Source organism: Streptomyces rapamycinicus NRRL 5491, from assembly GCF_024298965.1.
Lineage (GTDB): Bacteria > Actinomycetota > Actinomycetes > Streptomycetales > Streptomycetaceae > Streptomyces > Streptomyces rapamycinicus.
The window spans coordinates 4,815,424-4,840,809 of sequence record NZ_CP085193.1 but is presented as its reverse complement, the minus strand read 5'-3'; the positions used below and the strand labels follow the sequence as shown (position 1 = coordinate 4,840,809).

General features: G+C 72.2%; 19 protein-coding genes and 1 tRNA gene. 7 read left to right on the top strand and 13 right to left on the bottom strand.

The window, feature by feature from the left end; genetic code table 11:
* Position 1: 1 nt before the first annotated feature.
* From LIV37_RS19910 to LIV37_RS19900, 3 genes are all read right to left on the bottom strand, one after another.
* On the bottom strand, positions 2-460 hold the full coding sequence (locus LIV37_RS19910) for a hypothetical protein (RefSeq protein ID WP_020868910.1): 459 nt from the start codon (positions 458-460) through the stop codon (positions 2-4).
* A 72-nt stretch (positions 461-532) separates the two neighbouring features.
* Positions 533-1,243, bottom strand: a complete 711-nt coding sequence (locus tag LIV37_RS19905) for a TetR/AcrR family transcriptional regulator (protein ID WP_121824727.1) — start codon at positions 1,241-1,243, stop codon at positions 533-535.
* Positions 1,240-2,220 carry an acyl-CoA desaturase gene (locus LIV37_RS19900; RefSeq protein ID WP_121824728.1) on the bottom strand — a complete coding sequence of 327 codons (981 nt, stop codon included), beginning with the start codon at positions 2,218-2,220 and terminating at the stop codon, positions 1,240-1,242. Before LIV37_RS19900 ends, LIV37_RS19905 begins: the two co-directional genes overlap by 4 nt.
* Positions 2,221-2,468: 248 nt before the next feature.
* Here LIV37_RS19900 and ppc point away from each other — a divergent pair, with 248 nt between their 5' ends.
* Positions 2,469-5,189, top strand: a complete 2,721-nt coding sequence (ppc, locus tag LIV37_RS19895; protein ID WP_020868907.1) for a phosphoenolpyruvate carboxylase — start codon at positions 2,469-2,471, stop codon at positions 5,187-5,189.
* 608 nt (positions 5,190-5,797) lie between these two features.
* Here ppc and LIV37_RS19890 read toward each other — a convergent pair.
* From LIV37_RS19890 to LIV37_RS19865, 6 genes are all read right to left on the bottom strand, one after another.
* Positions 5,798-6,316: a hypothetical protein gene (locus tag LIV37_RS19890; RefSeq protein WP_020868905.1), complete on the bottom strand. Its 519-nt coding sequence runs from the start codon at positions 6,314-6,316 to the stop codon at positions 5,798-5,800.
* Positions 6,317-6,385: 69 nt separating this feature from the next.
* A complete protein-coding gene (gene pth / locus LIV37_RS19885; protein ID WP_020868904.1) occupies positions 6,386-6,976 on the bottom strand; it encodes an aminoacyl-tRNA hydrolase in 591 nt (196 codons plus the stop codon).
* A gap of 88 nt (positions 6,977-7,064) precedes the next feature.
* On the bottom strand, positions 7,065-7,664 hold the full coding sequence (locus tag LIV37_RS19880) for a 50S ribosomal protein L25/general stress protein Ctc (protein ID WP_020868903.1): 600 nt from the start codon (positions 7,662-7,664) through the stop codon (positions 7,065-7,067).
* A 199-nt stretch (positions 7,665-7,863) separates the two neighbouring features.
* Positions 7,864-8,841, bottom strand: coding sequence for a ribose-phosphate diphosphokinase (locus LIV37_RS19875; protein ID WP_020868902.1), 978 nt, complete (start codon positions 8,839-8,841; stop codon positions 7,864-7,866).
* Between the two features lie 71 nt (positions 8,842-8,912).
* Complete coding sequence (gene glmU / locus LIV37_RS19870; protein ID WP_121824729.1) at positions 8,913-10,370, bottom strand: bifunctional UDP-N-acetylglucosamine diphosphorylase/glucosamine-1-phosphate N-acetyltransferase GlmU; 1,458 nt, start codon at positions 10,368-10,370, stop codon at positions 8,913-8,915.
* A gap of 164 nt (positions 10,371-10,534) precedes the next feature.
* A tRNA-Gln gene (locus tag LIV37_RS19865) sits at positions 10,535-10,606 on the bottom strand.
* Positions 10,607-10,784: 178 nt separating this feature from the next.
* Here LIV37_RS19865 and LIV37_RS19860 point away from each other — a divergent pair.
* Positions 10,785-12,314 (top strand): sensor histidine kinase, encoded by a 1,530-nt coding sequence (locus LIV37_RS19860; RefSeq protein WP_121824730.1) that lies wholly within the window; start codon positions 10,785-10,787, stop codon positions 12,312-12,314.
* Positions 12,315-12,509: 195 nt separating this feature from the next.
* Here LIV37_RS19860 and LIV37_RS19855 read toward each other — a convergent pair whose 3' ends face one another.
* Together LIV37_RS19855 and LIV37_RS19850 are read right to left on the bottom strand one after the other, a co-directional pair.
* Positions 12,510-13,094, bottom strand: coding sequence for an SUKH-3 domain-containing protein (locus LIV37_RS19855; protein ID WP_020868899.1), 585 nt, complete (start codon positions 13,092-13,094; stop codon positions 12,510-12,512).
* Positions 13,091-13,612 (bottom strand): YwqJ-related putative deaminase, encoded by a 522-nt coding sequence (locus tag LIV37_RS19850; RefSeq protein ID WP_020868898.1) that lies wholly within the window; start codon positions 13,610-13,612, stop codon positions 13,091-13,093. Before LIV37_RS19850 ends, LIV37_RS19855 begins: the two co-directional genes overlap by 4 nt.
* Positions 13,613-13,808: 196 nt before the next feature.
* On the opposite strand from LIV37_RS19850, the gene LIV37_RS19845 reads away from it, so the two are divergent.
* The 3 genes from LIV37_RS19845 to LIV37_RS19835 all read left to right on the top strand — a co-directional run bounded on the left by LIV37_RS19845 (position 13,809) and on the right by LIV37_RS19835 (position 19,167).
* Positions 13,809-14,786: an HNH endonuclease gene (locus LIV37_RS19845; RefSeq protein WP_121824731.1), complete on the top strand. Its 978-nt coding sequence runs from the start codon at positions 13,809-13,811 to the stop codon at positions 14,784-14,786.
* 5 nt (positions 14,787-14,791) lie between these two features.
* Complete coding sequence (locus tag LIV37_RS19840; protein ID WP_121824732.1) at positions 14,792-18,004, top strand: SUKH-4 family immunity protein; 3,213 nt, start codon at positions 14,792-14,794, stop codon at positions 18,002-18,004.
* Between the two features lie 242 nt (positions 18,005-18,246).
* Positions 18,247-19,167 (top strand): coiled-coil domain-containing protein, encoded by a 921-nt coding sequence (locus LIV37_RS19835; protein WP_121824733.1) that lies wholly within the window; start codon positions 18,247-18,249, stop codon positions 19,165-19,167.
* A 429-nt stretch (positions 19,168-19,596) separates the two neighbouring features.
* Here the strand turns inward: LIV37_RS19835 and LIV37_RS19830 are convergent, their stop codons facing one another.
* Complete coding sequence (locus LIV37_RS19830; RefSeq protein WP_121824734.1) at positions 19,597-21,183, bottom strand: MFS transporter; 1,587 nt, start codon at positions 21,181-21,183, stop codon at positions 19,597-19,599.
* 446 nt (positions 21,184-21,629) lie between these two features.
* Here LIV37_RS19830 and LIV37_RS19825 point away from each other — a divergent pair, with 446 nt between their 5' ends.
* The gene (locus LIV37_RS19825) at positions 21,630-22,418 is read left to right on the top strand and encodes an ABC transporter ATP-binding protein (RefSeq protein WP_121824735.1); all 789 of its coding nucleotides are present in this window, start codon (positions 21,630-21,632) and stop codon (positions 22,416-22,418) included.
* Complete coding sequence (locus tag LIV37_RS19820) at positions 22,415-24,985, top strand: ABC transporter permease (protein ID WP_020868892.1); 2,571 nt, start codon at positions 22,415-22,417, stop codon at positions 24,983-24,985. The genes LIV37_RS19825 and LIV37_RS19820 overlap by 4 nt, the downstream gene beginning before the upstream one ends.
* A 123-nt stretch (positions 24,986-25,108) precedes the next feature.
* Here the strand turns inward: LIV37_RS19820 and LIV37_RS19815 are convergent, their stop codons facing one another.
* The gene (locus tag LIV37_RS19815) at positions 25,109-25,345 is read right to left on the bottom strand and encodes a hypothetical protein (RefSeq protein ID WP_148717821.1); all 237 of its coding nucleotides are present in this window, start codon (positions 25,343-25,345) and stop codon (positions 25,109-25,111) included.
* Positions 25,346-25,386: the final 41 nt, after the last annotated feature.

The window sequence follows — 25,386 nt, the reverse complement described above, 5'->3', positions numbered from 1 at the left end:
CTCAGCGGGTGGCCACGTTCACCAGGCCCCCGCTCAGCGCCAGCAGCAGAATGACGCCGACCCCCGGGGCGGCCAGATACGGCAGCAGAGCCACCGTGGCCAGCAGGCAGTACGCGGCGGCCACCCAGGACAGCGCCTGCTGGCCCTCCTCCGGCCCGTAGCGGTTGAGCCGCACGACGAGCGCCATGAACACGGCGGCCCACAGGGCGGCCCGCGGCTCACCGAAGGAGACCTTGTCGTACAGGTCCACGACGGGCTTGTACCAGTCCGTGTCGGCCAGCGAGCCCGCGAACTCGATCATGTCCTTCAGATAGGCGTGCGACGCCACTGACGTCGCGTCCTTCAGATCGGCGCGCACCCACTCCGTGATGGCCAGCATCATCAGACCGAGCGCATGACAGATACCAGGCCCCACGGCCACCGCCTTACGGCGCGCCTCGGACCGTTCCCCCGTACTCATGTCCTTGTCTCCCCCTCCCCCGTGGGCCACCATCATCCCGACAGGGGGGACGCGCGGACCAGTCCCGGGAGGTCAGGACTTGCGGTGGCCTATCAGGCGGGGCTTCTGCTCCAGGCCGTCCAGGCCGTGCCAGGCCAGGTTCACCAGGTGGGCCGCGACCTCGGCCTTCTTGGGTTTGCGGACGTCCAGCCACCACTGACCGGTCAGGGCGACCATGCCCACCAGGGCCTGGGCGTAGAGGGGGGCCAGTTTGGGGTCGAAGCCGCGGGCCTTGAATTCCAGGCCCAGGATGTCCTCCACCTGGGTGGCGATATCGCTGATCAGGGAGGCGAAGGTGCCCGTCGACTGGGCGACGGGGGAGTCGCGGACGAGGATGCGGAAGCCGTCCGTGTACTCCTCGATGTAGTCCAGGAGGGCGAAGGTGGCCTGCTCGCACAGTTCGCGCGGATGGCCCGCGGTGAGGGACGTGGTCACCATGTCGAGCATCCGTCGCATCTCGCGGTCCACCACGACCGCGTACAGCCCCTCCTTGCCGCCGAAGTGCTCGTAGACCACCGGCTTGGAGACCCCCGCCTTCGCCGCGATCTCCTCCACCGAGGTGCCCTCGAAACCGCGCTCGGCGAAGAGCGTGCGACCGATGTCCAGCAGCTGCTCCCGGCGCTCCTTACCGGTCATCCGGACCCGGCGGGGCCGCCGGGCTCCGGATCCGGAGGACCGGCCGGCCCGGCGCGGCCGGTCCTTTTCACCGCTGGTATTACTGTCGGTCGCCACGCCCTCTATCATGCCGCTCCGGCGGTCTCCTTCTGACGGCGGGCATCGATACGGTCCTGGCTCGGCCACCGGACGTCATACGCCCAGCCCGCCTTCTCGAACCAGCGGATGATCCGGGCGCTGGAATCCAGCTGCCCCCGCATCACCCCGTGCCGGGCGCAGGTCGGGTCCGCGTGGTGCAGGTTGTGCCAGGACTCGCCGCACGAGAGCACCGCGAGCCACCACACATTGCCGGAGCGGTCCCGCGACTTGAAGGGGCGCTTGCCCACCGCGTGGCAGATCGAGTTGATCGACCACGTCACATGGTGCAGCAAAGCCACCCGGACGAGTGACCCCCAGAAGAAGGCGGTCACCGTGCCCTGCCAGGACCAGGTCACCAGTCCGCCGATCACCGGCGGCACCATCAGGGAGACCACGGTCCACACCACGAACTGCCGGGAGACCGCCCGGATGGCGCCGTCCTTGATCAGATCGGGTGCGTATTTGGACTGCGATGTCTGTTCCTCGTCGAACATCCAGGCGATATGTGCCCACCACAACCCCTTGAGCAGGGCCGGAACGGTCTCGCCGTACCGCCACGGGGAGTGCGGGTCGCCCTCCGCGTCGGAGAACTTGTGGTGCTTGCGGTGATCGGCCACCCAGCGGACCAGCGGGCCCTCCACGGCCAGCGACCCCGCGATCGCCAGCGCGATCCGCAGCGGCCGCTTCGCCTTGAACGAGCCATGGGTGAAGTAGCGGTGGAAGCCGATCGTGATGCCGTGGCAGCCGATGTAGTACATCGACACCAGTAGCGCCAGATCCAGCCAGCTGACCCCCCAGCCCCAGGCCAGGGGAATTGCCGCGAGCAGCGCGACGAAGGGGACGGTGATGAACAGGAGAAGGGTGATCTGTTCGACGGAGCGCTTGCTGTCCCCGCCGAGCGTGGCGGAGGAAAGCGGGGCCTCCTGGGCCTTCGGCGTGTCATTGACCACGTCGGGGCTTGCAGTCATGGGATCCCTCGTGGGGCTCGGGGGCATGGCTACGGATGCGTAACCTACGGCGTCGTAAGTATGGCAGGGCCGGGAAGCGGGGCAATAGGGCTCTGGTCCCACCCAGGGGCGTGCCGCCTATCCTGGTGAGCGTCGGACAGCGCGGTCCGCACATGGCCGAAAGCACCGGGTCAGCAGCCCGCGGCGCCCGCCGCGCACGCTCTGATGACGCGCTTCGAACCCCCGTTCACTGCAAGGAGCCCGCACCTGTGAGCAGTGCCGACCACACCAACGCCGCCCTGCGTGCCGACATCCGCCGTCTGGGCGACCTGCTCGGCGAGACCCTCGTCCGACAGGAGGGACCCGACCTCCTCGAACTCGTCGAGCGCGTCCGCGCCCTCACCCGCAGTGACGGCGAGGCCGCGGCCGACCTGCTCGGCACCACCGACCTCGAGACCGCCGCCAAGCTGGTCCGCGCCTTCTCCACCTACTTCCACCTGGCCAACGTCACCGAGCAGGTGCACCGCGGCCGCGAGCTGCGGGCCCGCCGCGCCGCCGAGGGCGGCATCCTCGCCCGCACCGCCGACCAGCTCAAGGACGCCGACCCCGAGCACCTCCGGGAGACCGTCGCCAACCTCGGCGTGCGCCCCGTCTTCACCGCCCACCCCACCGAGGCCGCCCGCCGCACCGTCCTCACCAAGCTCCGGCGCATCGCCGAGCTGCTCGACACCCTCGCCGTCGGCGGCGACGCCCGCCGCGCCGACCTGCGGCTCGCCGAGAGCATCGACCTGCTCTGGCAGACCGACGAGCTGCGCGTCGCCCGCCCCGAGCCCGCCGACGAGGCCCGCAACGCCATCTACTACCTCGACGAGCTGCACGCCGGAGCCGTCGGCGACGTACTCGAAGACCTCACCGCGGAGCTCGAGCGCGTCGGCGTCGAGCTGCCCGCCACCACCCGCCCGCTCACCTTCGGCACCTGGATCGGCGGCGACCGCGACGGCAACCCCAACGTCACCCCCGAGGTCACCCGCGACGTGCTGATCCTCCAGCACGAGCACGGCATCACCGACGCACTGGAGATCGTCGACGAGCTGCGCGCCGCGCTCTCCAGCTCCATCCGCAACACCGGCGCCTCCGAGGAGCTCCTCGCCTCCCTCCAGCGCGACCTCGGACTGCTGCCCGAGATCAGCCCGCGCTACAAGCGGCTCAACGCCGAGGAGCCCTACCGGCTCAAGGCCACCTGTATGCGGCAGAAGCTCGTCAACACCCGCGAGCGGCTCGCCGGGGACACCCCCCACCAGCCCGGCCGCGACTACCTCGGCTCCGGAGAGCTCCTCGCCGACCTCCACCTCGTCCAGGACTCCCTGCGCGCCCACCGCGGCCAGCTCATCGCCGACGGCCGGCTCGAACGGTCCATCCGGACCCTCGCCGCCTTCGGCCTCCAGCTCGCCACCATGGACGTCCGCGAGCACGCCGACGCCCACCACCACGCCCTCGGCCAGCTCTTCGACCGGCTCGGCGAGGAGTCCTGGCGCTACGCCGACATGCCGCGCGACTACCGCCGCAAGCTGCTCGCCAGGGAACTGCGCTCCCGCCGCCCCCTCGCCCCCACCCCGGCGCCGCTCGACGCCGCCGGTGCCAAGACCCTCGGCGTCTTCCACACCATCCGCGAGTCCTTCGAACGCTTCGGCCCCGAGATCGTCGAGTCGTACATCATCTCCATGTGCCAGGGCTCCGACGACGTCTTCGCCGCCGCCGTCCTCGCCCGCGAGGCCGGGCTGATCGACCTCCACGCGGGCTGGGCCAAGATCGGCATCGTTCCGCTGCTGGAGACCACCGAAGAGCTGAAGATCGCCGACAAGCTCCTCGACGAGATGCTCGCCGACCCCTCCTACCGGCGGCTCGTCGCCCTCCGCGGCGACGTCCAGGAGGTCATGCTCGGCTACTCCGACTCCTCCAAGTTCGGCGGCATCACCACCTCCCAATGGGAGATCCACCGCGCCCAGCGGCTGCTGCGCGACGTCGCCCACCGGCACGGCGTACGGCTGCGGCTCTTCCACGGCCGAGGCGGCACCGTCGGCCGCGGCGGCGGCCCCACCCACGACGCGATCCTCGCGCAGCCGTGGGGCACCCTCGAGGGCGAGATCAAGGTCACCGAGCAGGGCGAGGTCATCTCCGACAAGTACCTCGTGCCCTCGCTCGCCCGCGAGAACCTGGAGCTGACGGTGGCCGCCACGCTGCAGGCATCCGCCCTGCACACCGCCCCGCGTCAGTCCGACGAGGCGCTCGCCCGCTGGGACGCGGCCATGGAAACCGTCTCCGAAGCCGCACACGGCGCCTACCGCACGCTCGTCGACGACCCCGACCTGCCCGCGTACTTCTTCGCCTCCACGCCCGTGGACCAGCTCGCCGAACTCCACCTCGGCTCCCGGCCCTCCCGCCGCCCCGACTCCGGCGCCGGGCTCGACGGGCTGCGGGCCATCCCGTGGGTGTTCGGCTGGACCCAGTCCCGGCAGATCGTCCCCGGCTGGTTCGGCGTCGGCTCCGGCCTCAAGGCCGCCCGCGAGGCCGGACTCGACACCGTCCTCGACGAAATGCACCAGCACTGGCACTTCTTCCGCAACTTCCTCTCCAACGTCGAGATGACGCTGGCCAAGACGGATCTGCGGATCGCCCGGCACTACGTCGACACGCTCGTCCCGGATGAGCTGAAGCATGTCTTCGACGTGATTCAGGAGGAGCACGAACTGACGGTGCGGGAGGTGCTGCGGATCACCGGTGGACGGGAACTCCTCGACTCCAACCCGGTGCTGAAGCAGACGTTCCACGTCCGGGACGCCTACCTCGACCCGATCTCGTATCTGCAGGTGACCCTGCTCCACCGCCAGCGCACCGCGGCCGAGCGGGGCGAGGACCCCGACCCCCTGCTCGCCCGCGCCCTCCTCCTCACGGTCAACGGCGTAGCGGCGGGCCTCCGCAACACGGGCTGACGACGGCGTGCACCCGACACCGGGCGGGGCCCACTCCTGACGGAGCGGGCCCCGCCCGGTGGTGTTGGTGAGGTAGTGAGATTCCCGGGGGCTCCGCCCCCGGCCCCCCGCCGGGCAGCAGGCTCCGCCGCTGCCAAGCCCCGCCCCCTGGTGGGCCGCCGTGCCGTGCTTGCCGCTCGTCGGCGCGCTCAACCGGCCCACTGCGGAAGCCGGGAGCGCTCCCGATACGCCGCGCACGTGCTCCTCCCCACCGCGATGGCGAGGACCCCGGCGCTGGTGTCCGGCGGCGCCGAGTTGCCTGCGTGCGCTGCGCCGCCGCCCGGCACGTGTTCCCCGCTCGGGGGCGGGGTTTCCCTGCCGGGTACGGCCCCTCTTCCCCGCCGCGATGGCGAGGACCCCGGTGCTGGTGTCCGGCGGTGCCGAACTGCCTGCGTGCGCTGCGCCGCTGCCCGGTACGGCCCCTCTTCCCCGCCGCGATGGCGAGGACACCCACCCTGGTGTCCGGCGGTGCCCAACTGCCCAAGCCAAGGGGGGGCGTCGCGCCGCGAAGGTGGGGTGGTCCCGGGACGAAGGGGGAGGACAGACGCAGGAGGGGGGACCGGTGAGCGCTACAGCGTAAGCGTGGCGAAGGACGCGCCCAGTAGCGCCGCGCCCAGCAGGCCCATGGCCCAGCCTGTGCGGCGTAGGCCGAGGCCGCCCGCGACGATCAGGGAGGTGAGGAGGAGGGAGCCGCCGAACGGGACCCAGGCGTGGAGGATGCCGGCGGCGCCGGTGCGGACGGCGTGGTCCGTGCCGGGTTTGAGGGCCACGGTCACCCGGTCGCCCGTCCCGTTCGTGACGGCTTCGTCGATCCGTACCCGGCCACGGGACTTGCCGCCCTCGCGGGCCGGGGTGAAGGAGCCGGTGCACCATTCGTCGCCGCAGTCGGAGACCGTGACGGTGCCGCGCTCAAGCCCCTTGGTCAGCATGGACGGCTTGGCGTCGCCCCAGGAGGACCACACGCCGGCGACCAGGATCAGCAGCGCGACGAGCGTCATCGCCACGTTCTTCGCCAGCAACAGAAACCCGAACGCGCTCTCGCCCGCCCGCCGCGTACGGCTGCGCTTGGTCACACCGGTGGAAGCCATGGCGGCGATCCTCGCCATCCCCGGGCCGCCGGTCAACCTTCCGCCGGACAAACGGGCGAACGGCGTCTTTCAGGAGTTGTACGTCCCCTGCGCGCGCTCCAGCCCGTCCGCGATGAGCGTCTCCACCGCGTCCGCCGCGCGGTCCACGAAGTAGTCCAACTCCCGGCGCTCCGCAGCGGAGAAGTCCTTGAGGACGAACGCCGCGACGTCCATCCGGCCCGGCGGGCGGCCGATTCCGAAGCGCACCCGGAGGTAGTCCGCCCCCAGCGATTTGGTGATCGACTTCAGCCCGTTGTGGCCATTGTCACCACCGCCGATCTTCAACCGCAGCGCGCCGTAATCGATGTCCAATTCGTCATGGACGGCCACGACATGACCGACCGGCACCTTGTAGAAGTCGCGCAGCGCGGTCACCGGACCGCCCGAGAGGTTCATGAAGGACATCGGCTTGGCGATCACGACGCGGCGGCTCGCCGGTCCGGGCGGGCCCACCCGGCCCTCGATGACCTGGGCCCGCGACTTGTGCGCCTTGAAGCGGGCGCCCATCCGCTCGGCCAGCAGATCGGCCACCATGAAGCCGACGTTGTGGCGGTTGCCCGCGTACTCGCCACCGGGGTTGCCGAGGCCCACCACAAGCCAGGGGCTCGTGTCGTCCGTCATCTGGATGTCTCTCCTTGAGGACGGCCGCCGCCCCGCACCCCGGGGGGCGGGACGGCGGCCGGAGAAGCGAAAAGGGAGCAGGCGCAGATTACGCCTCGGCGCCCTCGGCCTCGCCCTCGGCGCCCTCCTCGGCCGGAGCCTCGGCCTGGGCGGCGACGACCTGCAGCACGGCCGCGTCCTCCTCGACGGCCAGCGTGGTGCCCGCCGGGAGGGTGATGTCCTTGGCGTGGATGGTGGCACCCGCGTCCAGGCCCGCGATGGAGACGGTGACCGACTCCGGGATGTGGGTCGCCTCGGTCTCGACCGGCAGGGCGTTCAGCAGGTGCTCGAGCAGGTTGCCGCCCGGGGCCAGGTCGCCCTCGGTGAGGATCGGCACCTCGACGGTGACCTTCTCACCCTTCTTCACCAGCAGCAGGTCGATGTGCTCCAGCACGCCGATCTTGATGGGGTGACGCTGCACGGCCTTCGGGATGACCAGCTCGTTCTTGCCGCCCTCGACGTCCAGGCGGATCAGCACGTTCGGGGTCTTCAGCGCCATCAGCAGGTCGTGCGCCGGCAGCGTGACGTGCAGCGGCTCGACGCCGTGGCCGTAGACCACGCCGGGAACGCGGTCGGCGGCGCGGGTGCGGCGGGCGGCACCCTTGCCGAACTCGGTGCGGGGCTTGGCGCCGATCTTTACCTCGGCCATGGGGCACTCCTCGTAGATCGTTAACGGTGTGTGGGCGTTACCCGGCCCACGACAGACCTGCTACGAAGAGCGCGTCGATAACGGACAGCCGCTGTGAGAAGCGGCCTCCCTCGCCGAGCAACCCCACCATTCTACCAATGGCTGAGGCCACCCCCTCACGGGAGTGGCCTCTACGTCCGGTCGGGCGAGGTTAAGCCGCTCACGCTTGCTCCTCGAACAGGCTGGTCACCGAGCCGTCCTCGAAGACCTCCTGGACCGCGCGGGCGATCGTCGGCGCCATCGACAGCACGGTCACCTTGTCCAGCTCCACCTCGTTGGGGGTCGGCAGGGTGTTGGTGAAGACGAACTCACTGACCTTGGAGTTCTTCAGCCGGTCCGCGGCCGGACCCGACAGCACACCGTGGGTGGCGGTCACGATCACGTCCTCCGCGCCGTTCGCGAACAGCGCGTCCGCCGCCGCGCAGATGGTGCCACCGGTGTCGATCATGTCGTCGACCAGCACACACACCCGGCCCCGCACATCGCCGACCACCTCGTGCACCGTGACCTGGTTGGCCACGTCCGGGTCGCGCCGCTTGTGCACGATCGCCAGCGGCGCGCCCAGCCGGTCGCACCAGCGGTCCGCGACCCGCACCCGGCCGGCGTCCGGCGACACCACGGTGAGCTTGGCCTTGTCGACCTTGGCGCCCACGTAGTCCGCGAGTACGGGCAGCGCGAAGAGGTGGTCCACCGGGCCGTCGAAGAAGCCCTGGATCTGGTCGGTGTGCAGATCGACCGTGAGGATCCGATCGGCACCCGCCGTCTTCAGCATGTCGGCGATCAGCCGCGCCGAGATGGGCTCACGGCCACGGTGCTTCTTGTCCTGACGGGCGTAGCCGTAGAACGGAACGATCACCGTGATCGAGCGCGCGGAGGCCCGCTTCAGCGCATCGACCATGATGAGCTGCTCCATGATCCACTTATTGATCGGAGTCGTGTGGCTCTGGATCAAAAAGCAGTCGGCACCGCGTGCCGACTCCTGGAAGCGGACGTAGATCTCGCCGTTGGCGAAGTCGAATGCCTTGGTCGGGACCAAGCTGACGCCCAGCTCATGGGCGACCTCCTCGGCCAGCTCGGGGTGGGCGCGGCCGGAGAAGAGCATCAGCTTCTTCTCGCCGGTCGTCTTGATCCCGGTCACAACAAGTCTCCTTGGATGTCACTTTGGTGCACTTCTCACCGTACGCCCCGCACGGCGTAGCTGTGCAGATGTCACTGCCGGCCCTCGTCCTCCTGACGAGCGGCCTCGGCGGCTCGCGCCGCGGCGCTTCCGGGGCGCTTGCGGTCGACCCAGCCCTCGATGTTCCGCTGCTGTCCGCGTGCGACGGCGAGCGAGCCCGGGGGCACATCCTTGGTGATGACCGATCCGGCGGCGGTGTATGCGCCGTCCCCGATCGTGACGGGAGCCACAAGCATGTTGTCGGCTCCGGTCCGGCAGTGGCTGCCGATGGTGGTGTGGTGCTTGTTCACACCGTCGTAGTTCACGAAGACGCTGGCGGCGCCGATGTTGGTCTGCTCGCCGATCGTCGCGTCGCCCACATAGGACAGATGCGGCACCTTGGTGCCCTCGCCGATCGTGGCGTTCTTCATCTCCACGTACGTGCCGGCCTTGGCCTTGGCCCCCAGCCGGGTCCCGGGGCGCAGATACGCGTACGGCCCCACGCTCGCCCCCGCGCCGATCTCCGCGCCGTCCGCGACGGTGAACGAGACGGCCGCGCCCTGGCCGACGATGGTGTCGGTGAGCCGGGAGTTCGGCCCGACCTGGGCGTCCGTGGCCAGGTGGGTGGCCCCCAGCAGCTGGGTGCCGGGGTGGACCAGCGCGTCCGGCTCGAAGGTGACGGTCACGTCGATCCAGGTGGTGGCGGGGTCGACGACGGTCACGCCGCTCAGCATCGCCCGCTCCAGCAGCCGCTCGTTCAGCAGCCTGCGGGCCTCGGCCAGCTGGACGCGGTTGTTGATCCCGACGATCTCGCGGTGGTCGCCGGCCACGCACGCGCCCACCCGGTGCCCGGCCTCGCGCAGGATGCCGAGCACATCGGTGAGGTACTCCTCGCCCTGGCTGTTGTCGGTGCGCACCTTGCCGAGGGCGTCGGTGAGCAGCTGGGCGTCGAAGGCGAAGACCCCGGAGTTGATCTCGCGGATCGCGCGCTGCGCGTCGGTGGCGTCCTTGTGCTCCACGATCGCGGTGACGGCGCCGGTCGCGTCCTCCCGCACGATCCGGCCGTAGCCGGTGGCGTCGGGGACCTCGGCGGACAGCACGGTCACGGCGTTGCCGTCGGCGTCGTGGGCCGCGGCGAGCCGCTGGAGCGTCTCGCCGGTCAGCAGCGGGGTGTCACCGCAGACGACGATCACGGTGCCGTCGAGGGCGACCCCGCTGTCGGACAGCTCCTCCAGCCCCATCCGGACGGCGTGGCCGGTGCCGTTCTGCTCGTGCTGGACGGCGGTGCGCACCTCGGCGTCGGTCTCGGCCAGATGCGCGGAGACCTGCTCCCGGGCGTGGCCGACCACGACCACGAGATGTTCGGGGGAGAGCTCACGGGAGGCTGCGACGACATGCCCGACGAGGGAGCGGCCGCAGAGGGCGTGCAGAACCTTCGGGGTCGCCGATTTCATGCGGGTGCCCTCACCCGCTGCGAGGACGACGACGGCTGCCGGGCGGTTGGCGCTCACGGGTGTGCCCTTCGGCTTCGGGGGTGGACACCCGCAGGATACCGAGAGGTTTCCGGGCGGAAAGGAAGGAGGGTCCCGAGCCGGGAGGTCAGACCCCGGGAAGGCGGAGCGCGAGGCGGGGTCCGAGGTGGGATCCGGAGCGGGATCCGGGGCGGAATGTGAAGCTCCCCCGCCAGGACTCGAACCCGGACAAATGGCACCAAAAGCCACTGTGCTGCCAATTACACCACGGGGGATGGCGCAAGCCATCTGACCGGAATTCGATCAGATCGCCGCCTCGGCGCCCTCCACTATGCCGTACCAGGAGCCTTCGGTGCGACGGTATGTGCCAGCCCGTCGGGGCGCGGACGGCGCGGCGGGCACGCCGCCGTGTCACCGGGAAAAGCGCTGGCGCCCGGCCGTAGGCTGGTCGCTATGAGTTCGACGGGGGAAGAGGCCGCGGGCGCGCGGGGCGCGCCCGCGGGGCCGTGGTGGTGGGCGCGGCGGCGGAGCATGGGGCTCGATGTCCTGCTCGCCGTGGCGTCGTCGATCGAGTGCGCGGCGGAGGGTGTCGGTTTCGCCCACGATGCCCGGATTCCGGTGGTCGCCGGGGTGCTGATCGGGATCCTCGTCGGCGCCACGCTGGTGCTGCGGCGGCGCTGGGCGATCGCCGTGGTGCTGATATCGATCGCGGTCACCCCCGCCGAAATGGGTCTGCTGCTCGGCGTCGTGGGGCTCTACACCCTCGCCTCGTCCGAGGTGCCGCGCCGGATCACGGCGGTGCTGGCCGGAATGGCGGCGGTGGGCAGCTTCCTCGTCACGGTGATCGGCCTCCGCCGGGACGACCCCCAGAGTGGTCTGGGGACCTCGGTGTGGGAGGCCCCGATGTTCGCCATGGTGCTCACCCTGGGGCTGACCGCCCCGCCCGTGCTGCTGGGGCTGTACGTCCGGGCGCGGCGGCGGCTGGTGGAGAGCCTGCGGGAGCGGGCGGACGGTCTGGAACGAGAGCTCTCGCTGCTCGCGGACCGGGCGGAGGAACGGGCCGAGTGGGCCCGTAACGAGGAGCGGACCCGGATCGCGCGGGAGATGCACGACGTGGTGGCGCACCGGGTGAGCCTGATGGTGGTGCACGCGGCGGCGCTGCAGGCGGTGGCGCTCAAGGATCCGGAGAAGGCGTCGAAGAACGCGGCGCTGGTGGGCGACATGGGGCGGCAGGCGCTGACCGAGCTGCGGCAGATGCTGGGGGTGCTGCGCTCGGAGGACGGTCCGCGGGCGGGGGCGGCGTTCGCCGCCGGGTCCTCGTCTTCCGCCGCCGCTGGACGCTCCTCCTCCGACGCCGACGATGCCGCCGGGTCCGCTGCCAAGGAGAGGCCGCTGGCGGGGGTGGCGGCCGCGGCCTCGGCCGCCGCGGAGGCCGCCGAGGCCGCCGAGGCCGCCGAGGCCGCGGGGGCGGCCGGTAAGGGCGTGGAGGTGGCCGGGGGGCCGCGGCTGGCGGAGCTGGAGGCGCTGGTCGGGCAGTCCAGGGCGGCGGGGATGGCCGTGGAGCTCTCGGTCGAGGGCGAGGAGCGGCGGTACGCGGCTCGGGTGGAGCAGACGGCCTACCGGGTGGTCCAGGAGGCGCTGACCAACGTCCACAAGCACGCCCCGGGCGCGAGCGCCCGGGTCCGGGTGGCGCATCGCACCGCCGAGATCGCGGTCCAGGTCGAGAACGGGCCGTCGGAGCGCGGCGCGACGGACGCGGGGCTGCCGAGCGGGGGGAACGGCCTGGTCGGGATGCGGGAGCGGGTCTCGACACTCGGCGGGGGCTTTGTGTCGGGGGTCACGGAGGCGGGTGGCTTCCGGGTGTCGGCGGTCATCCCGGATGGGCCTGACGGCCCTGACGGCCCTGACGGTACGGATCGGTCCGCGAACCGCAATGTGGCCGAGGGGCGCGGTGGGGTCGTGGAGCGGGCGAAGAGCGCCTGAGCGTTCTGCAAGGGGCCGTTGTCGTTCGGCTGCTGCGCCGTTGTGGCTGGTCGCGCCCACGCGGCGGAGCCGCACATCGGCACAGCCCCCGCGCCCCTGCGGGGCGCATCCGCCGGGGCCCGAGCGCGGTCCGCCCCTGCGGGGCACTTCTGCCGGGGGCCGAGCGCGGTCGGGGCCGCACTCGGATTGCCTGCCTCACGCGCGGGTCAGCCTGGCCGGGAGCGCGCCCGTGACGAGGGTGCTGAGGGCGGCGTCCAGGGTGGGGCCGAGGTACCAGTCCCCGGTGTGGTCGAGGCTGTAGACCCGTCCCTCCGCGTCGATGGTCAACACCGCCTGCCCGTCGGCCTCCTCGCCCAGCGGGCTCACCTCGGTCTCCAGGGCCCGGCCCAGATCGCCGAGGGTGCGGGCGAGGTGGAGGCCGAGCAGGGGATCGATGCGGAACGGGGTCGGGGCGATCTCGCGGCCCGCGCCGGGCGGCTGGATGTGCAGCCCGCCGAACTCCGCCCATGCCTCGACCGCCGCCGGGAAGACGGCGTGCCGGTGGCCCGCGGGGGAGGTGTGGGCGCGCAGGGTGTCGGCCCAGACCTCGGCGCGCCGCATGTCCCAGTGGCCGGGCTGCCAGCCCGCCTCGCGCAGCGCGGCGTCGACGGCGACGGAGAAGCGGGTGACGTCCAGGCGGTCGATCGACTGCCGCGCCGGGCGTGTCGGCTGCGGTGTCCGCGCTCCCGGCGCGGCCTGGGCAGTCTGCGGTGCTTGTGGTGCTTGATGTGCCTGGCTCACGTGCTCTCACCCACCACCCGTACGCCGAAATGGGCCAGCAGCGCGGCGCAGGACAGACAGGGCGGGGCGTAGCTGCCGTGCTGCGGGTCGCCCGCCTCCCGGATCCGGCGAGTGGTGAGTTTGGCCTGTTTGAGGGAGCGGCGGGCCTCACCCTGGGTGAGCGGTTTGCGGGAGGCGCGCTTGGAACGGCCGGCCTCGACGCTCGCCAGATGGCGGGAGAGCAGGATCACTTCGGGGCAGCGGCCGGTGAATCGTTCACGCTGGCCGCTGGCGAGCGCGTCGAGGAATTCCCGCACCAGCGGATGGAGCGTCGGCGGCTGGTCGGCCTTGCCTCCGGTGCAGGTCAGCGTCTCGCCGCGGACGGACAGCGCGGCCGCGACGGCGGGCAGGATGCCGTCGCGGCGGCGGTGGAGCGGCGGTGGTCCTGCGTCGGGGTCGACGCTGCTCCATCTCAGCCGGGGGTCGCCGGCCGCGGGGGTGGCGCCGTCGCCGCCTCCGTTGCTCTGCGTGATGTGCATGTGGTGGATCCCTCCCTGTGCAATCCCCCGGTTGCAATGATCAGATTGCCAAATCCCGCGGGCGCTGCGGTAGTCCGGGCCTGAACGACCTGGTGGGGACGGAGGCCGTCGTGAGGGTGGATGGCCGCCCGGTTCGGACGGTTGCGTCACCGCATAGGCTGTGCCCAGTAGCCAGCATCAGCAGGGGGCAACCGCCATGACGACAGGTCGGCTCGGGCAGCATGCCGCGCCACCGAACACGGCCTACGCCGGGCAGGTCGTGCACTTCCCGGATCCGGTCCGGGCCGCGCGCCACCCCAAGGGTGTCCGCGTGGACGAAAACGGCTTTCCGGACTTCTCGCCGTATGCGCGCGCGGCCGCCGAAATCGCCGAGCCCCCGGAGGGGTTCGGCGTCGACGAGCTCCGGCTGACGGACTACGTCTCGGCGAACGCGGCGCTGCACGCCGCCGGTCACGAGCTGTGGAACGAGGCGTCGGCGGTGGCCACTCCGCACGGCTGGACCTGGCACCACGTCGTCGGCACTCGGCGCATGGAGCTGATTCCGGTCGAGGTCAAGGCGCTGCTGCGGCACCACGGAGGGCTCGCCACGGCGCAGGTCGACCAGGAGAAGCGGGGCACCCGCCCGCTGCAGGAGACCCGGCCGATGCATGTGGGCCTGCCGCTGCGGGGCATCTCCGTCACCGAGGAGCAGGTGCTCGGCGTCGAGGAGGACCTCGGCTACCGGCTGCCCGATTCGTACCGCGCCTTCCTCAAGGCGGCGGGCGGCTGCGCACCGGTCGGCACGGCGCTCGACCCGGAGCTGGGGCTGCTGATCGACCAGCCCTTCTTCACGGTGCGCGACGAGGCGGCGGTCAATGACCTCGTCTATGTCAACAAGTGTCTGCGGGACCACTTCACCAAGGACTATCTGGGCGTCGGCTTCGTCCAGGGCGGGGTGATCGCGGTCAAGGTGAAGGGTGACGCGATCGGCTCGGTGTGGTTCTGTGCGTATGACGACGCGCGGGACCGTGACGGCTGGACGGTCCAGGAGCGGGTGGAGCGGCTGTTGCTGCCCTGCGGCGACGACTTCGACGCCTTCCTGCTCCGGCTGGCGGGCAATCCGCCGGAGCTGGAGACCGTGGCGAACCTGATGGTGGACGGTGGATTCGCGTACGCCGTCCCGGTGGAGGGGTGAGCGCGATGGTGACCTTCGCACAGGCGCAGGAGCGCGCGGAACTCTGGATCAACGGCGATGTGCCCGCCTATCAGCAGCGCGAGGCACGGGTCCGGGAGTTCGACCTGGGCTTCGTGGTGTGGGCCGAGGACCGCGCGGACGGACCGGTCTCGGGCCACGGGGCCGAGGGCACGCGGATGGTGATCGCCCGCGACAGCGGCGAGACCACGCTGTGGCCGGGGCTGCCGGTGGGCGAGGTGATCCGCCGTTACGAGGAGCGGTACGGCACGACCGACGGCTCCCGCGACGAGTCCACCACCGGGCGGCAGCAGCGCATCGACCTGAACGCGACGTCCTTCCTGCTGACTCCGCCGGAGTGGCTGCAGGAGGCGGCGGACGCGATGAACAGCCGGTCCGAGGGGCGGCTGGACCTTCCCGAGCAGCGGGCGGGGGCGGAGCCCGGCGGGGGCGGGCCGGATGCCGCCGCCGCGTCCGCTGGTTCCGCTTCGGTTCCGGGCCCTTCCGGGCCGCCCGCTCCGCCTGCCGGTGCCGCATCGCCTCCCTTGCCGCCGGAGGGCAACTGGCCGCCGGCCGGTGGGCCGGGGGCCGGGGCCGCCGGGTCCGGGGCGCCGGGACACCGGGCCCCGGGCATGGACGACTGGCCGTCGGACGGCGGCGTGCGGAGCGCCGGTCCGGGCACGCCGCACAGCGCGCCGGGCGCGCCACCCGCTCCGCCCGCGCCCGTGCCGGGTGCGCCCGCTCCGTCTGGACCCGTGCCGGGCGCGCCCGCTCACGGTGGGTCCGTTCCGGGTGCGCCCCGGGAGCGGGGCGGGACCGTGGACGACTGGCCGTCCGACGGAGTCGCGCGTCCGCTCGCGGGCGACCGGCCGCAGGACGGCCCGCCCGCGCCGGGCGCCCCTTCCGCGCCCAATGCCCCGTCCGGCGGCGAGGGCTGGCGGAACGCGCAGCCTCCGCCCCCGCCCGGTGGGGCCGGCCCGTGGGCGCCGCCCGCGCCGGGCGCCGGTACGCCCTCTTCGGGGGGCCAGGCCGACAACGCGGCCACGCCCGGCGGCGCTACGCCGTGGGCCGGTACGGACATCAAGGGCGACGATGACGACGACCGCTCGGTCGCCCCGCCCGCCACGGTCTTCGCCCCGCCGCTCGCGGGGTCCGACGACGAGGACACCCCGCCGCCGGGCATACGGGCGGACGCCAAGACCGAGTTGATGTCCGGCGGCAGCGCGCTGCCGCCCACGGCCATCGCCCCGTCCCTCGACTTCCCCGCGCAGCAGGGCGGCCCCGGTGCCGGTCCGGGTGCCGGTCCGGGTGCCAATCCCAACGTGAGCGACATCGCGGACGCCGCCACCCGCAAGGCGGGCGGCGGACCGACGCCTCCGCCGCCCGGTGCCCCGGGGACGCCGGGTGCGCCCGGTGCCCGGCCGGGTGCGGACTCCACGCCTCCGCCGCCCGCGCCGTCCGGGCCCGGTGCTCCCGGCGCTCCGGCCGGGGGGTACGTACCGACGCAGCTGGTCTCGCAGCTCGACTCCGACAGCCTCGGCGGCGCCCCGCAGCCTCCCGGTGCACCGGGCGCGCCCGGGGCTCCTGGAACCCCTGGTGCTCCTGGTGGGCAGGGTGGTGGTCAGACGCCGCCTCCGCCTGGTGCTCCGGGTGCGCCCGGTGGTGGGGTGCACGCTGCGGCGACGATGCTCGCGGGTGGGCCGGGTGCGCCTGGCCAGACCCCGCCCCCCGGCACCCCGCATCCGCCCGGTCCCCCCGGTCCCCCCGGACCTCCCGGGCCGCCTGGTCCGCCCGGCGCCCATGGCGCCCCCGGTGCTCCTGGTGGGCAGGGTGGTGGTCAGACGCCGCCTCCGCCTGGTGCTCCGGGTGCGCCCGGTGGTGGGGTGCACGCTGCGGCGACGATGCTCGCGGGTGGGCCGGGTGCGCCCGGGCAGACCCCGCCCCCCGGCACCCCGCATCCGCCCGGTGCGCCCGGCGCTCCGGGCCAGGGTGCCCCGTCCGGCCCGCAGCCGCCCGGCCCACCCGGTGTCCCCGGTGCGGGTGGTCCGCACACGCCGCCGCCCCCGCCGGGCGCGGCCGGGCCGCCGTACCCGGGCGGACCCGGTGCCCCTGGCGCGCCGGGCGCCCCCGGTATGCCGCCGCCCGCCGGTGCTCCGGTTCAGGGGGTGGCGCCGCCTCCGGGCGCGCCCGCGCCGGGGATGGCGCCGCAGCCCGGCTATGCGTATCCGCCGCCTCCCGGTCAGCCGACCGTGGGCCCGGGTTATATGGCGGTGCTGCGCTACCGCGCCCAGGACGGCTCGGAGCAGCAGCTGATCCGCCGTTCGGCGCCCGGGACCCCGCATCCGGAGTGGCAGATCCTGCATGAGCTGCGGGCGATGAACGTCCCACCGCAGCAGGTGCTGGAGCTCCACACCGAGCTGGAGTCCTGTGATCTGCCCGGCGGCTACTGTGCCCGGATGATCCGGGAGAGCTGGCCGCAGGTGCGGATCAGTCACACCGCTCCGTACGGACGCGATCACGCGACCCGGCAGCAGGGCGTACGGCATCTGCTGGAGCACCAGGGCGAGCTGCACCAGGTGGCGGACGGCCCGGCCCGTCCGGCGCCGAACCGGGTGCCGCTGCCGCATCCCAGCCAGGTGCAGCCGATCCCGCCAGTGCCGCCGGAGGGTCTCGCGCATGAGCTGGGCCAGGCGTTCGGGCCGCAGGGCATCGTCCGCTTCGACCAGCGCGCGGTGTCGCGGATGGGCGTTCCGGAAGTGGTGGCCCAGACGCTGGTGTGGGCGGGGCTGCCGCTGGACTTCGGCCCGTTCTTCTGGGCGCAGGCCCAGGCGGGCCGCCCGGTGCCGACGCTGGCGGAGTTGGCGGCGGAGCGCGGGGCGCAGTCCGCGCCGGACGCGGGTTCGTACCTGGTCATGGGCAATGACTTCGGGCGTCAGCTGTGTGTGCAGTACGGCACGGCGAACATCGTGGCGGTGCCGCTGGAGGCGACGCCCCAGCCGATCCCGCCGCAGTTCGTGAACACCGGGCTGCCGGAGTTCGTGCGGTGCATGGCGCTGCTGGGCCGGATGTGGCGGCTGCGGTACGGGCTGACGCCGGACCAGGCCGGCCGTTGGACGGTGGACTTCCAGGCGCAGCTCGCGGGTCTTGACCCGGCGGCGCTGTCCGCGCCGGACAACTGGTGGGCGGTGCTGCTGGAGCAGATGTGGGACGGCCTGCTGTAAGCCCGCGGTGAGCCCGCCCGCGCGGCCCTGACCGCGCGCCACCGAACGAACCGCGCGACCGAAGCACGAATGGCGATCGAGGCGCCCGACCCCCGTGACGGGGGCGGGCGCCTCGTCGTTGTTGTCACCGGCGGCGCTCCCGGCCGCGGATATGGGCGGAGTGTCGCGTTATGGGGATGAGAGGCCATCTATAAAGATGTGCGCCGAAGCGCGTTGCATACCGGACAAAAGGGGTTCCAAGGATGGGCGCATCGGTGTCACGTCATGGCTTCACCATCGTCGGCGGACGGGGCCGTGGCTACCGTCCCGCGCAGGTCGACCGCTATGTGGCAGACCTGTCCGAAGCGCGGGACGCGGCGTGGGAGCGCGCCGCGCGCCTCACCGTGCTGGCCAATGAGCTGTCCGCCGAGGCGGAGCGGCTGCGCGAGGTGATCTCCCAACTGGCCCCCCAGACCTATGAGTCCCTCGGCGACCGGGCCCAGCTGATCCTGATGGCGGCCGAGGAGGAGGTCGTCTGTCTGCGGGCGGCGGCCGAGGCGACGGCGCAGGAGGAGTGGGAGGCCGTGCAGGCCGTGGCCCGTACGGTGCGGGACGCCGCCCGCGACGAGGCCGAGCTGGTCCGCGAGGCCGCCGAGGCGGCGGCGCGCGCCACCTTGGAGTCGGCCCAGGTGGATGTGGACGAGCTACGGGCCGTCTCGCGCCAGGACGCCAAGGAGTGGCGGGCCCAGGCGCTGGCGGAGCTGAAGGAGATGCGGCAGCGCACCGCCGGGATCCTGGCCGAGCAGGAGCGGGAGCACGCCGAGCGGTGGGAGGCGGCGGGCCGCGAACTGGCCGAGCGGGACAACGCGATGACGGCCCGGCTGGCCCAGCTGGAGGAGTACGCGCAGGCGGGGCTCGCCGACGCCAAGCGGGAGTACGGGATGGCCGATCAGGCCGCGCGGCTGCGGCAGGAGGACGCGCAGGCGCAGGCGGCGGAGATCATCGCCCAGGCGCGGGCCCGGGAGGAGCGGCTGGCCCGGGAGACGGAGCGGACGCTGCGCGAGCACGTGGAGCGGCGCGAGGAGCTCAAGGCGCATCTGGAGCATGTGCGCGGCAGCCTGGCGGCGCTGACCGGCAAGCCGGTGGCGGAGGACGCGGCGGCGGCCCCGCACCACGAGTCCTGACCCCACCGGCGGACGGTACGCGTACGCCTGCGGCGGCCTGTTCCCCTCCCCGCCCCTTCCCGAAACTGGGGCTCCGCCCCAGCCCCCGCCCGGGGCTGCGCCCCAGCCCCTGCGCGGGGCTGCGTCCCGGCCCCTGCGCGGGGCTGCGTCCCGGCCCCTGCGCGGGGCTGCGTCCCGGCCCCTGCGCGGGGCTCCCCCTAGACCCTGGACCGGGCCTCCGCCGCTTCCCGCAGCATCGATATGCGGCTCCGCCGCGTGGCGGGGCTCTGCCCCGGATCCCGGGGTCCAGGGGCGGAGCCCCTGGTTACGGGAAGGGGCGGGGAGGGGAACAGGCCGCCGCAGGCACCGGCGGACCGCCGACGGGTCCACGTACCGACGAGCTGCGTCCGACCCACGCACCGGCAGCCGCAGGCGTGCGCCGGCCGTCGTTCAGGCTTCCGCGTCCGCCTCCGCCTCCGTACGGACCGGAAAGCGGCGCGGGGCGAGGAACACCAGGGCCAGCAGGGCCAGCAGCGCGGCCGTGGCCGAGCCCAGGTAGACGTGGTCGACGGCGGTGTCCACGGCCCGTCGCAGATAGTCGGCCGCCTGGTCGGTGAGGGCGCCGGGGTGCTCCAGCGCGCGCGAGACCGAGTCCAGGTCGTCGGGCAGCCCCGGCCGGATGGCGCCGGGGGCCTCGGTGAGCCGGGAGGCCAGCGTCGCGTTGGCGACGGCGCCGAAGAGCGCCGCCCCGACGCTCTGGCCGACCTGGCGGCAGAAGAGGATCGAGGCGGTGGCGGTGCCGCGCTCGGCCCATCCGACGGACGACTGCACCCCGATGATCAGCGGCAGCTGGAAGAGCCCGAGCGCGCCCCCGAGCAGCAGCATGATCAGCGCGGGCTGCCAGGCGGCGCCCGGGTAGGGGAGGAGCGGGAAGGCGGCCAGGACCAGCGTGGCGGCCGTCATCCCGGTGATGGCGCAGCGCCGGAAGCCGACGCGGTTGTAGAGACGGCTGCTGAGCGCGGCCGCGATCGGCCAGCTCAGCGTCATCGTGGACAGCACGAACCCGGCGGGTATCGGTCCGAGCCCCAGTACCGACTGGGCGTAGGTGGGCAGGAAGACGGTCGGGGCGATCATGAGCAGACCGAGCGCGGCGAAGGCGACGTTGACCGCCGAGATGGTGCGGCGGCGCCAGACCCACCCGGGGATGATCGGTTCGGCGGCGCGCCGTTCGATCCATACGGTGGCCGCGGCGCACACCGCGGCGCCGCCGAGCATGGTGAGCGAGGGCGCGGACAGCCAGCCCCAGGCCACTCCGCCCTGGACGAGGGCGGTCAGCAGCAGCCCGCCGCTGAGGAACACACCGAGCGCCCCGGCCCAGTCGACCCGGGGGCGGCTCTCCCGGTGCCGTCGCGGTTCGTGCAGATGCCGGGTGATCAGCGTGAACGCGAGGGCGCCGACCGGCAGATTGATGAGGAAGATCCACCGCCAGTCGGCGTATCCGGCGAGCAGGCCGCCGATCGCGGGGCCCGCCACGGAGGAGAGCGCCCACACCGAGGAGAGCCTGGCCTGGATCTTCGGGCGCTCCTTGAGCGGATAGAGGTCGGCGGCGACGACCTGGATGGTGCCCTGGAGCGCCCCGCCGCCCAGCCCTTGGACGACCCGGAAGGCGATGAGGGAGGCCATGTTCCAGGCCCCGGCGCACAGCAGCGAGCCGATGACGAAGAGCACGACGCCCGCCAGCAGGATGGGCTTGCGGCCGAAGGTGTCGGAGAGCTTTCCGTACAGCGGCAGGGAGACGGTGACGGCGAGCAGGTAGCCGGAGAAGAGCCAGGAGAAGACGGAGAAGCCGCCGAGGTCGCCGACGATCTGCGGGACGGCGGTGGAGATGATGGTCGAGTCCAGCGCGGCCAGCGACATGCCGAGCATCAGGGCGGCGACGACGGGGCGGCGGTGGCCGGGGGCGGGGGTCTCGGAGTGGAGCTGGGGTGCGGGGGGCCTGGGGTCCGCGTCCATCGGCCGTCGTGCGGTGCCGCCCACGGTGGCGAGCTCCCTCCGCCGGTCCGCGCCGGCACGTGTCCCTGTTGTTCGTACGACGGACTCGCCTGCGCACGATTCTTGTACGACCCACGATTCCATGCCGGGGCAGGCTGGCGGAAGAACGCATCCGGGCTGTCCAGAGGGCCCGGTTTGAGCCTGACGTGGCGGGAGGGTGCACCATCGACCCCGAGTCCGGGGTCAGACCCAGGACTCACTCCCCTAGGGGATGCCCACCCTGTACTCCTACTCCCGGTTCGTCCGGGCGGATGAGGAGCCTGTCGTCCCCGCTTCATATGGTTGCTACGGGCTGCGCGACCGAGGGGGTGGGGCTAGCCCTACCGCTAAGAGGGAGTCATTCCCCATCGCGGAGGTTCCCGGATCGCGGCAGTCTTATTGCGGCGATCGGGGAACAGAGATCGCCGATCGGACACCGAAGGAGAAAGACCGTGACAACGGCTGTATCGATTCCCAGGACCGGGGGCAGCGGAGGACATACGGCCGTCGCCGCCCGCGCACGTCAGGTCACCAAGGCGTACGGCTCCGGGGAGACCCGGGTGGTCGCGCTGGACCATGTGGACGTGGACATCGCGCGGGGGCAGTACACCGCGATCATGGGCCCGTCGGGCTCCGGCAAGTCGACCCTGATGCACTGCCTGGCCGGTCTGGACACCGTCAGCTCCGGGCAGATCTTCATCGATGAGACCGAGATCACCAAGCTGAAGGACAAGAAGCTCACCAAGCTGCGCCGGGACCGGATCGGCTTCATCTTCCAGGCGTTCAACCTGCTGCCCACGCTCAGCGCGATCGAGAACATCACGCTGCCGATGGACATCGCGGGCCGCAAGCCCGACCGGGCCTGGATGGACCGGGTGGTGGAGACCGTGGGTCTGTCCGGCCGGCTCAAGCACCGTCCGAACCAGCTCTCCGGCGGTCAGCAGCAGCGCGTCGCCGTGGCCCGCGCACTCGCCGCCCGCCCCGAGATCATCTTCGGTGACGAGCCGACCGGAAACCTGGACTCGCGGGCCGGTGCCGAGGTGCTGGGCTTCCTCAAGCGGTCGGTGGACGAGCTGGGCCAGACCATCGTGATGGTCACCCATGACCCGGTCGCCGCCTCCTACGCCGACCGGGTCCTGTACCTGGCCGACGGCCGGATCGTCGACGAGATGTACAACCCGACGGCCGATCTGGTCCTGGAGCGCATGAAGCACTTCGACGCGCGAGGACGGGTGTCATGACCGTCCTCAAGACCTCACTGCGCAACTTCGTCGCCCACAAGGGGCGGATGGCGCTGTCCGCGATCGCCGTGCTGCTGTCGGTGGCCTTCGTCTGCGGCACGCTCGTCTTCACCGACACCACCAACGCCACGTTCGACAAGCTCTTCGCGAGCACGGCCTCCGATGTCACGGTCAGCCCCAAGGGCGTCAGCGACAAGGACACCAGGCAGGGCCGGATCCGTACGCTGCCCGGTTCGGAGCTGGCGCGGCTGAAGCAGGTGGACGGCGTCAAGTCGGTGCTCGGCGACGTCACCAGCCAGTCGATCACCGCCGCCGACCGCAACGACGACAGCATCGGCTCGGACACCGGCGCCCCGACCATCGGCACCAACTGGGACCCGACCGAGCAGCGCTCGGTCGAGATCACCTCCGGCCACGCGCCGCGCGGCCCGACCGAGATCATGGTCGACGGCGACACCGCCAAGAACAAGAAGCTCAAGCTCGGCGACGAGGTGCGGATCATCGCCATCCCGGGCGAGTTCCGCGCGAAGATCGTCGGCATCGCCACGTTCCAGGTGACCAACCCCGGCGCCACGCTGATCTACATGGACACCGACACCGCGCAGCGCAAGCTGCTCGGCGCCCCCGGGGTCTACTCCAGCTACTCGCTCACCGCCAAGGCGGGCGTCAGCCACGACCAGCTGAAGAAGAACGTCGTCGCGGGCCTCGGCACCGGGGTCAAGGTGCAGACGAAGGCCGAGTCCAGCAAGGAGGCCGAGGACGACATCGGCTCGTTCCTGGACGTGATGAAGTACGCGATGCTCGGCTTCGCCGGGATCGCCGTCCTGGTCGGCATCTTCCTGATCGTCAACACCTTCTCGATGCTGGTCGCCCAGCGCACCCGTGAGATCGGCCTGATGCGGGCCATCGGCTCCAGCCGGAAGCAGATCAACCGGTCGGTGCTGATCGAGGCGCTGCTGCTCGGCATCGTCGGCTCGATCCTCGGCGTCCTCGGCGGCGTCGGCCTCGCGGTCGGCCTGATGAAGATCATGGGCAGCGCGGGGCTCCACCTGAGCACCGACCAGCTGACGGTGAAGGCCACCACGCCCATCGTCGGTATCGGCATCGGCGTCGTCGTCACCGTCATCGCGGCGTACATCCCCGCCCGCCGGGCCGGGAAGATCTCCCCGATGGCGGCCCTGCGCGACGCCGGCACCCCGGCGGACAGCAAGGCCGGATGGATCCGCGGCGCGATCGGCACCCTGCTCACCGCGGGCGGCGCGGCCTCCCTGGTGGTCGCGGGGAACGCGGACAAGGCGGTCGACGGTTCGATGTTCCTGGGCCTCGGCGTGGTGCTGACGCTCATCGGCTTCATCGTCATCGGCCCGCTGCTGGCCGGTCTGGTGGTCCGCGTACTGGCCACCGTCGTACTGCGGATCTTCGGCCCGGTCGGCCGGCTGGCCGAGCGCAACGCGCTGCGCAACCCGCGGCGCACCGGCGCCACCGGCGCGGCCCTGATGATCGGCCTGGCGCTGGTCGCCTGTCTGTCGGTGGTGGGCTCCTCGATGGTCGCCTCGGCCACCGACGAGCTGGACAAGTCGGTGGGCGCGGACTTCATCGTCCAGTCCGACACCGGCCAGCCGATCACCAAGGGGATCGCGGACGCGGTACGCCAGGCCAAGGGTCTGAAGCACATCAGCGAGGCCAAGGACATCGAGGGCACCAAGCTCACCCTGCCCGACGGCAAGACGGTCACCAAGGACCTCTCGGCCGCCAGCCCGACCTACGCCGAGGACCTGCGCACCCCGGTCGTCGAGGGCGACCTGTCCGCCGCGTACGGCAAGGACGCCATGTCGGTGCCCGAGGGCTTCGCCAAGGACCACAAGGTGAAGAGGGGCGACACCCTCACCGTCGCCTTCAAGGAGGGCCGCACCGCCAAGCTGACCGTCGCCGCGATCACCTCGGACGACGTCAGCCTCGACAAGGGCGCGCTGTACCTCGACATCGCCACCGTCGAGCGCTATGTCCCCGCCAAGCTGATCCCGGCGGACGTCATGATGCTGGCGCAGGCCAGGGACGGCCAGGAGAAGCAGGCGTACGCCTCCCTCAAGTCCCAGCTGCACCACTACCCGTCGGTCAAGGTGCGCGACCAGACCGACTACAAGAAGGAGGTCAAGGACCAGGTCGGTCAGCTGCTCAACCTGGTCTACGGCCTGCTGGCGCTCGCGATCATCGTCGCCGTCCTCGGCGTGGTGAACACCCTGGCCCTCTCGGTCGTCGAGCGGACCCGCGAGATCGGCCTGATGCGCGCCATCGGCCTCTCCCGCCGCCAGATGCGCCGCATGATCCGCCTGGAGTCCGTGGTCATCGCGCTCTTCGGCGCCCTGCTGGGCCTCGGGCTCGGCATGGGCTGGGGCACCACGGCCCAGAAGCTGCTGGCACTCGAGGGTCTGAAGACCCTGGAGATCCCGTGGCCGACGATCATCACGGTCTTCATCGGCTCCGCCGTCGTGGGCCTGATCGCGGCCCTGGTCCCGGCCTTCCGGGCGGCGCGGATGAACGTCCTGAACGCGATCGCCACGGAATAGCAAAGCCAACGGGGGAAATGAGGCCTGCTGCCCTCGACGGGGGCCAGGGCAGCAGGCCCACCGACCGGCCCGGTGCGCGACGGGGGAGCGCACCGGGCCGGCCGCGTTCACGGGGCACTCAGGTCAGTTGCTGCCCAGCGGGTCGGTGATCTGCGCGGAGTCGCTGGTGCCGTCGGGGTTGTGCCAGATACAGACGGACCCGACGACATTGATCGGGACGACTATGCCTCCAGAGGCCCAGCATTCGGCCTTGGTGAGCGGAGGGCGCGGAGCGGCCTGCGCCGTTCCTCCGATCCCCAGTGTGAGGGCCAGGGCCCCGAGGGTGGTTGCCGCGGCTAACGCAAGGCGACGAGAGCGCATATCGAACACTCCGATCCGGTGGACCTTCCACCTCAACGAGA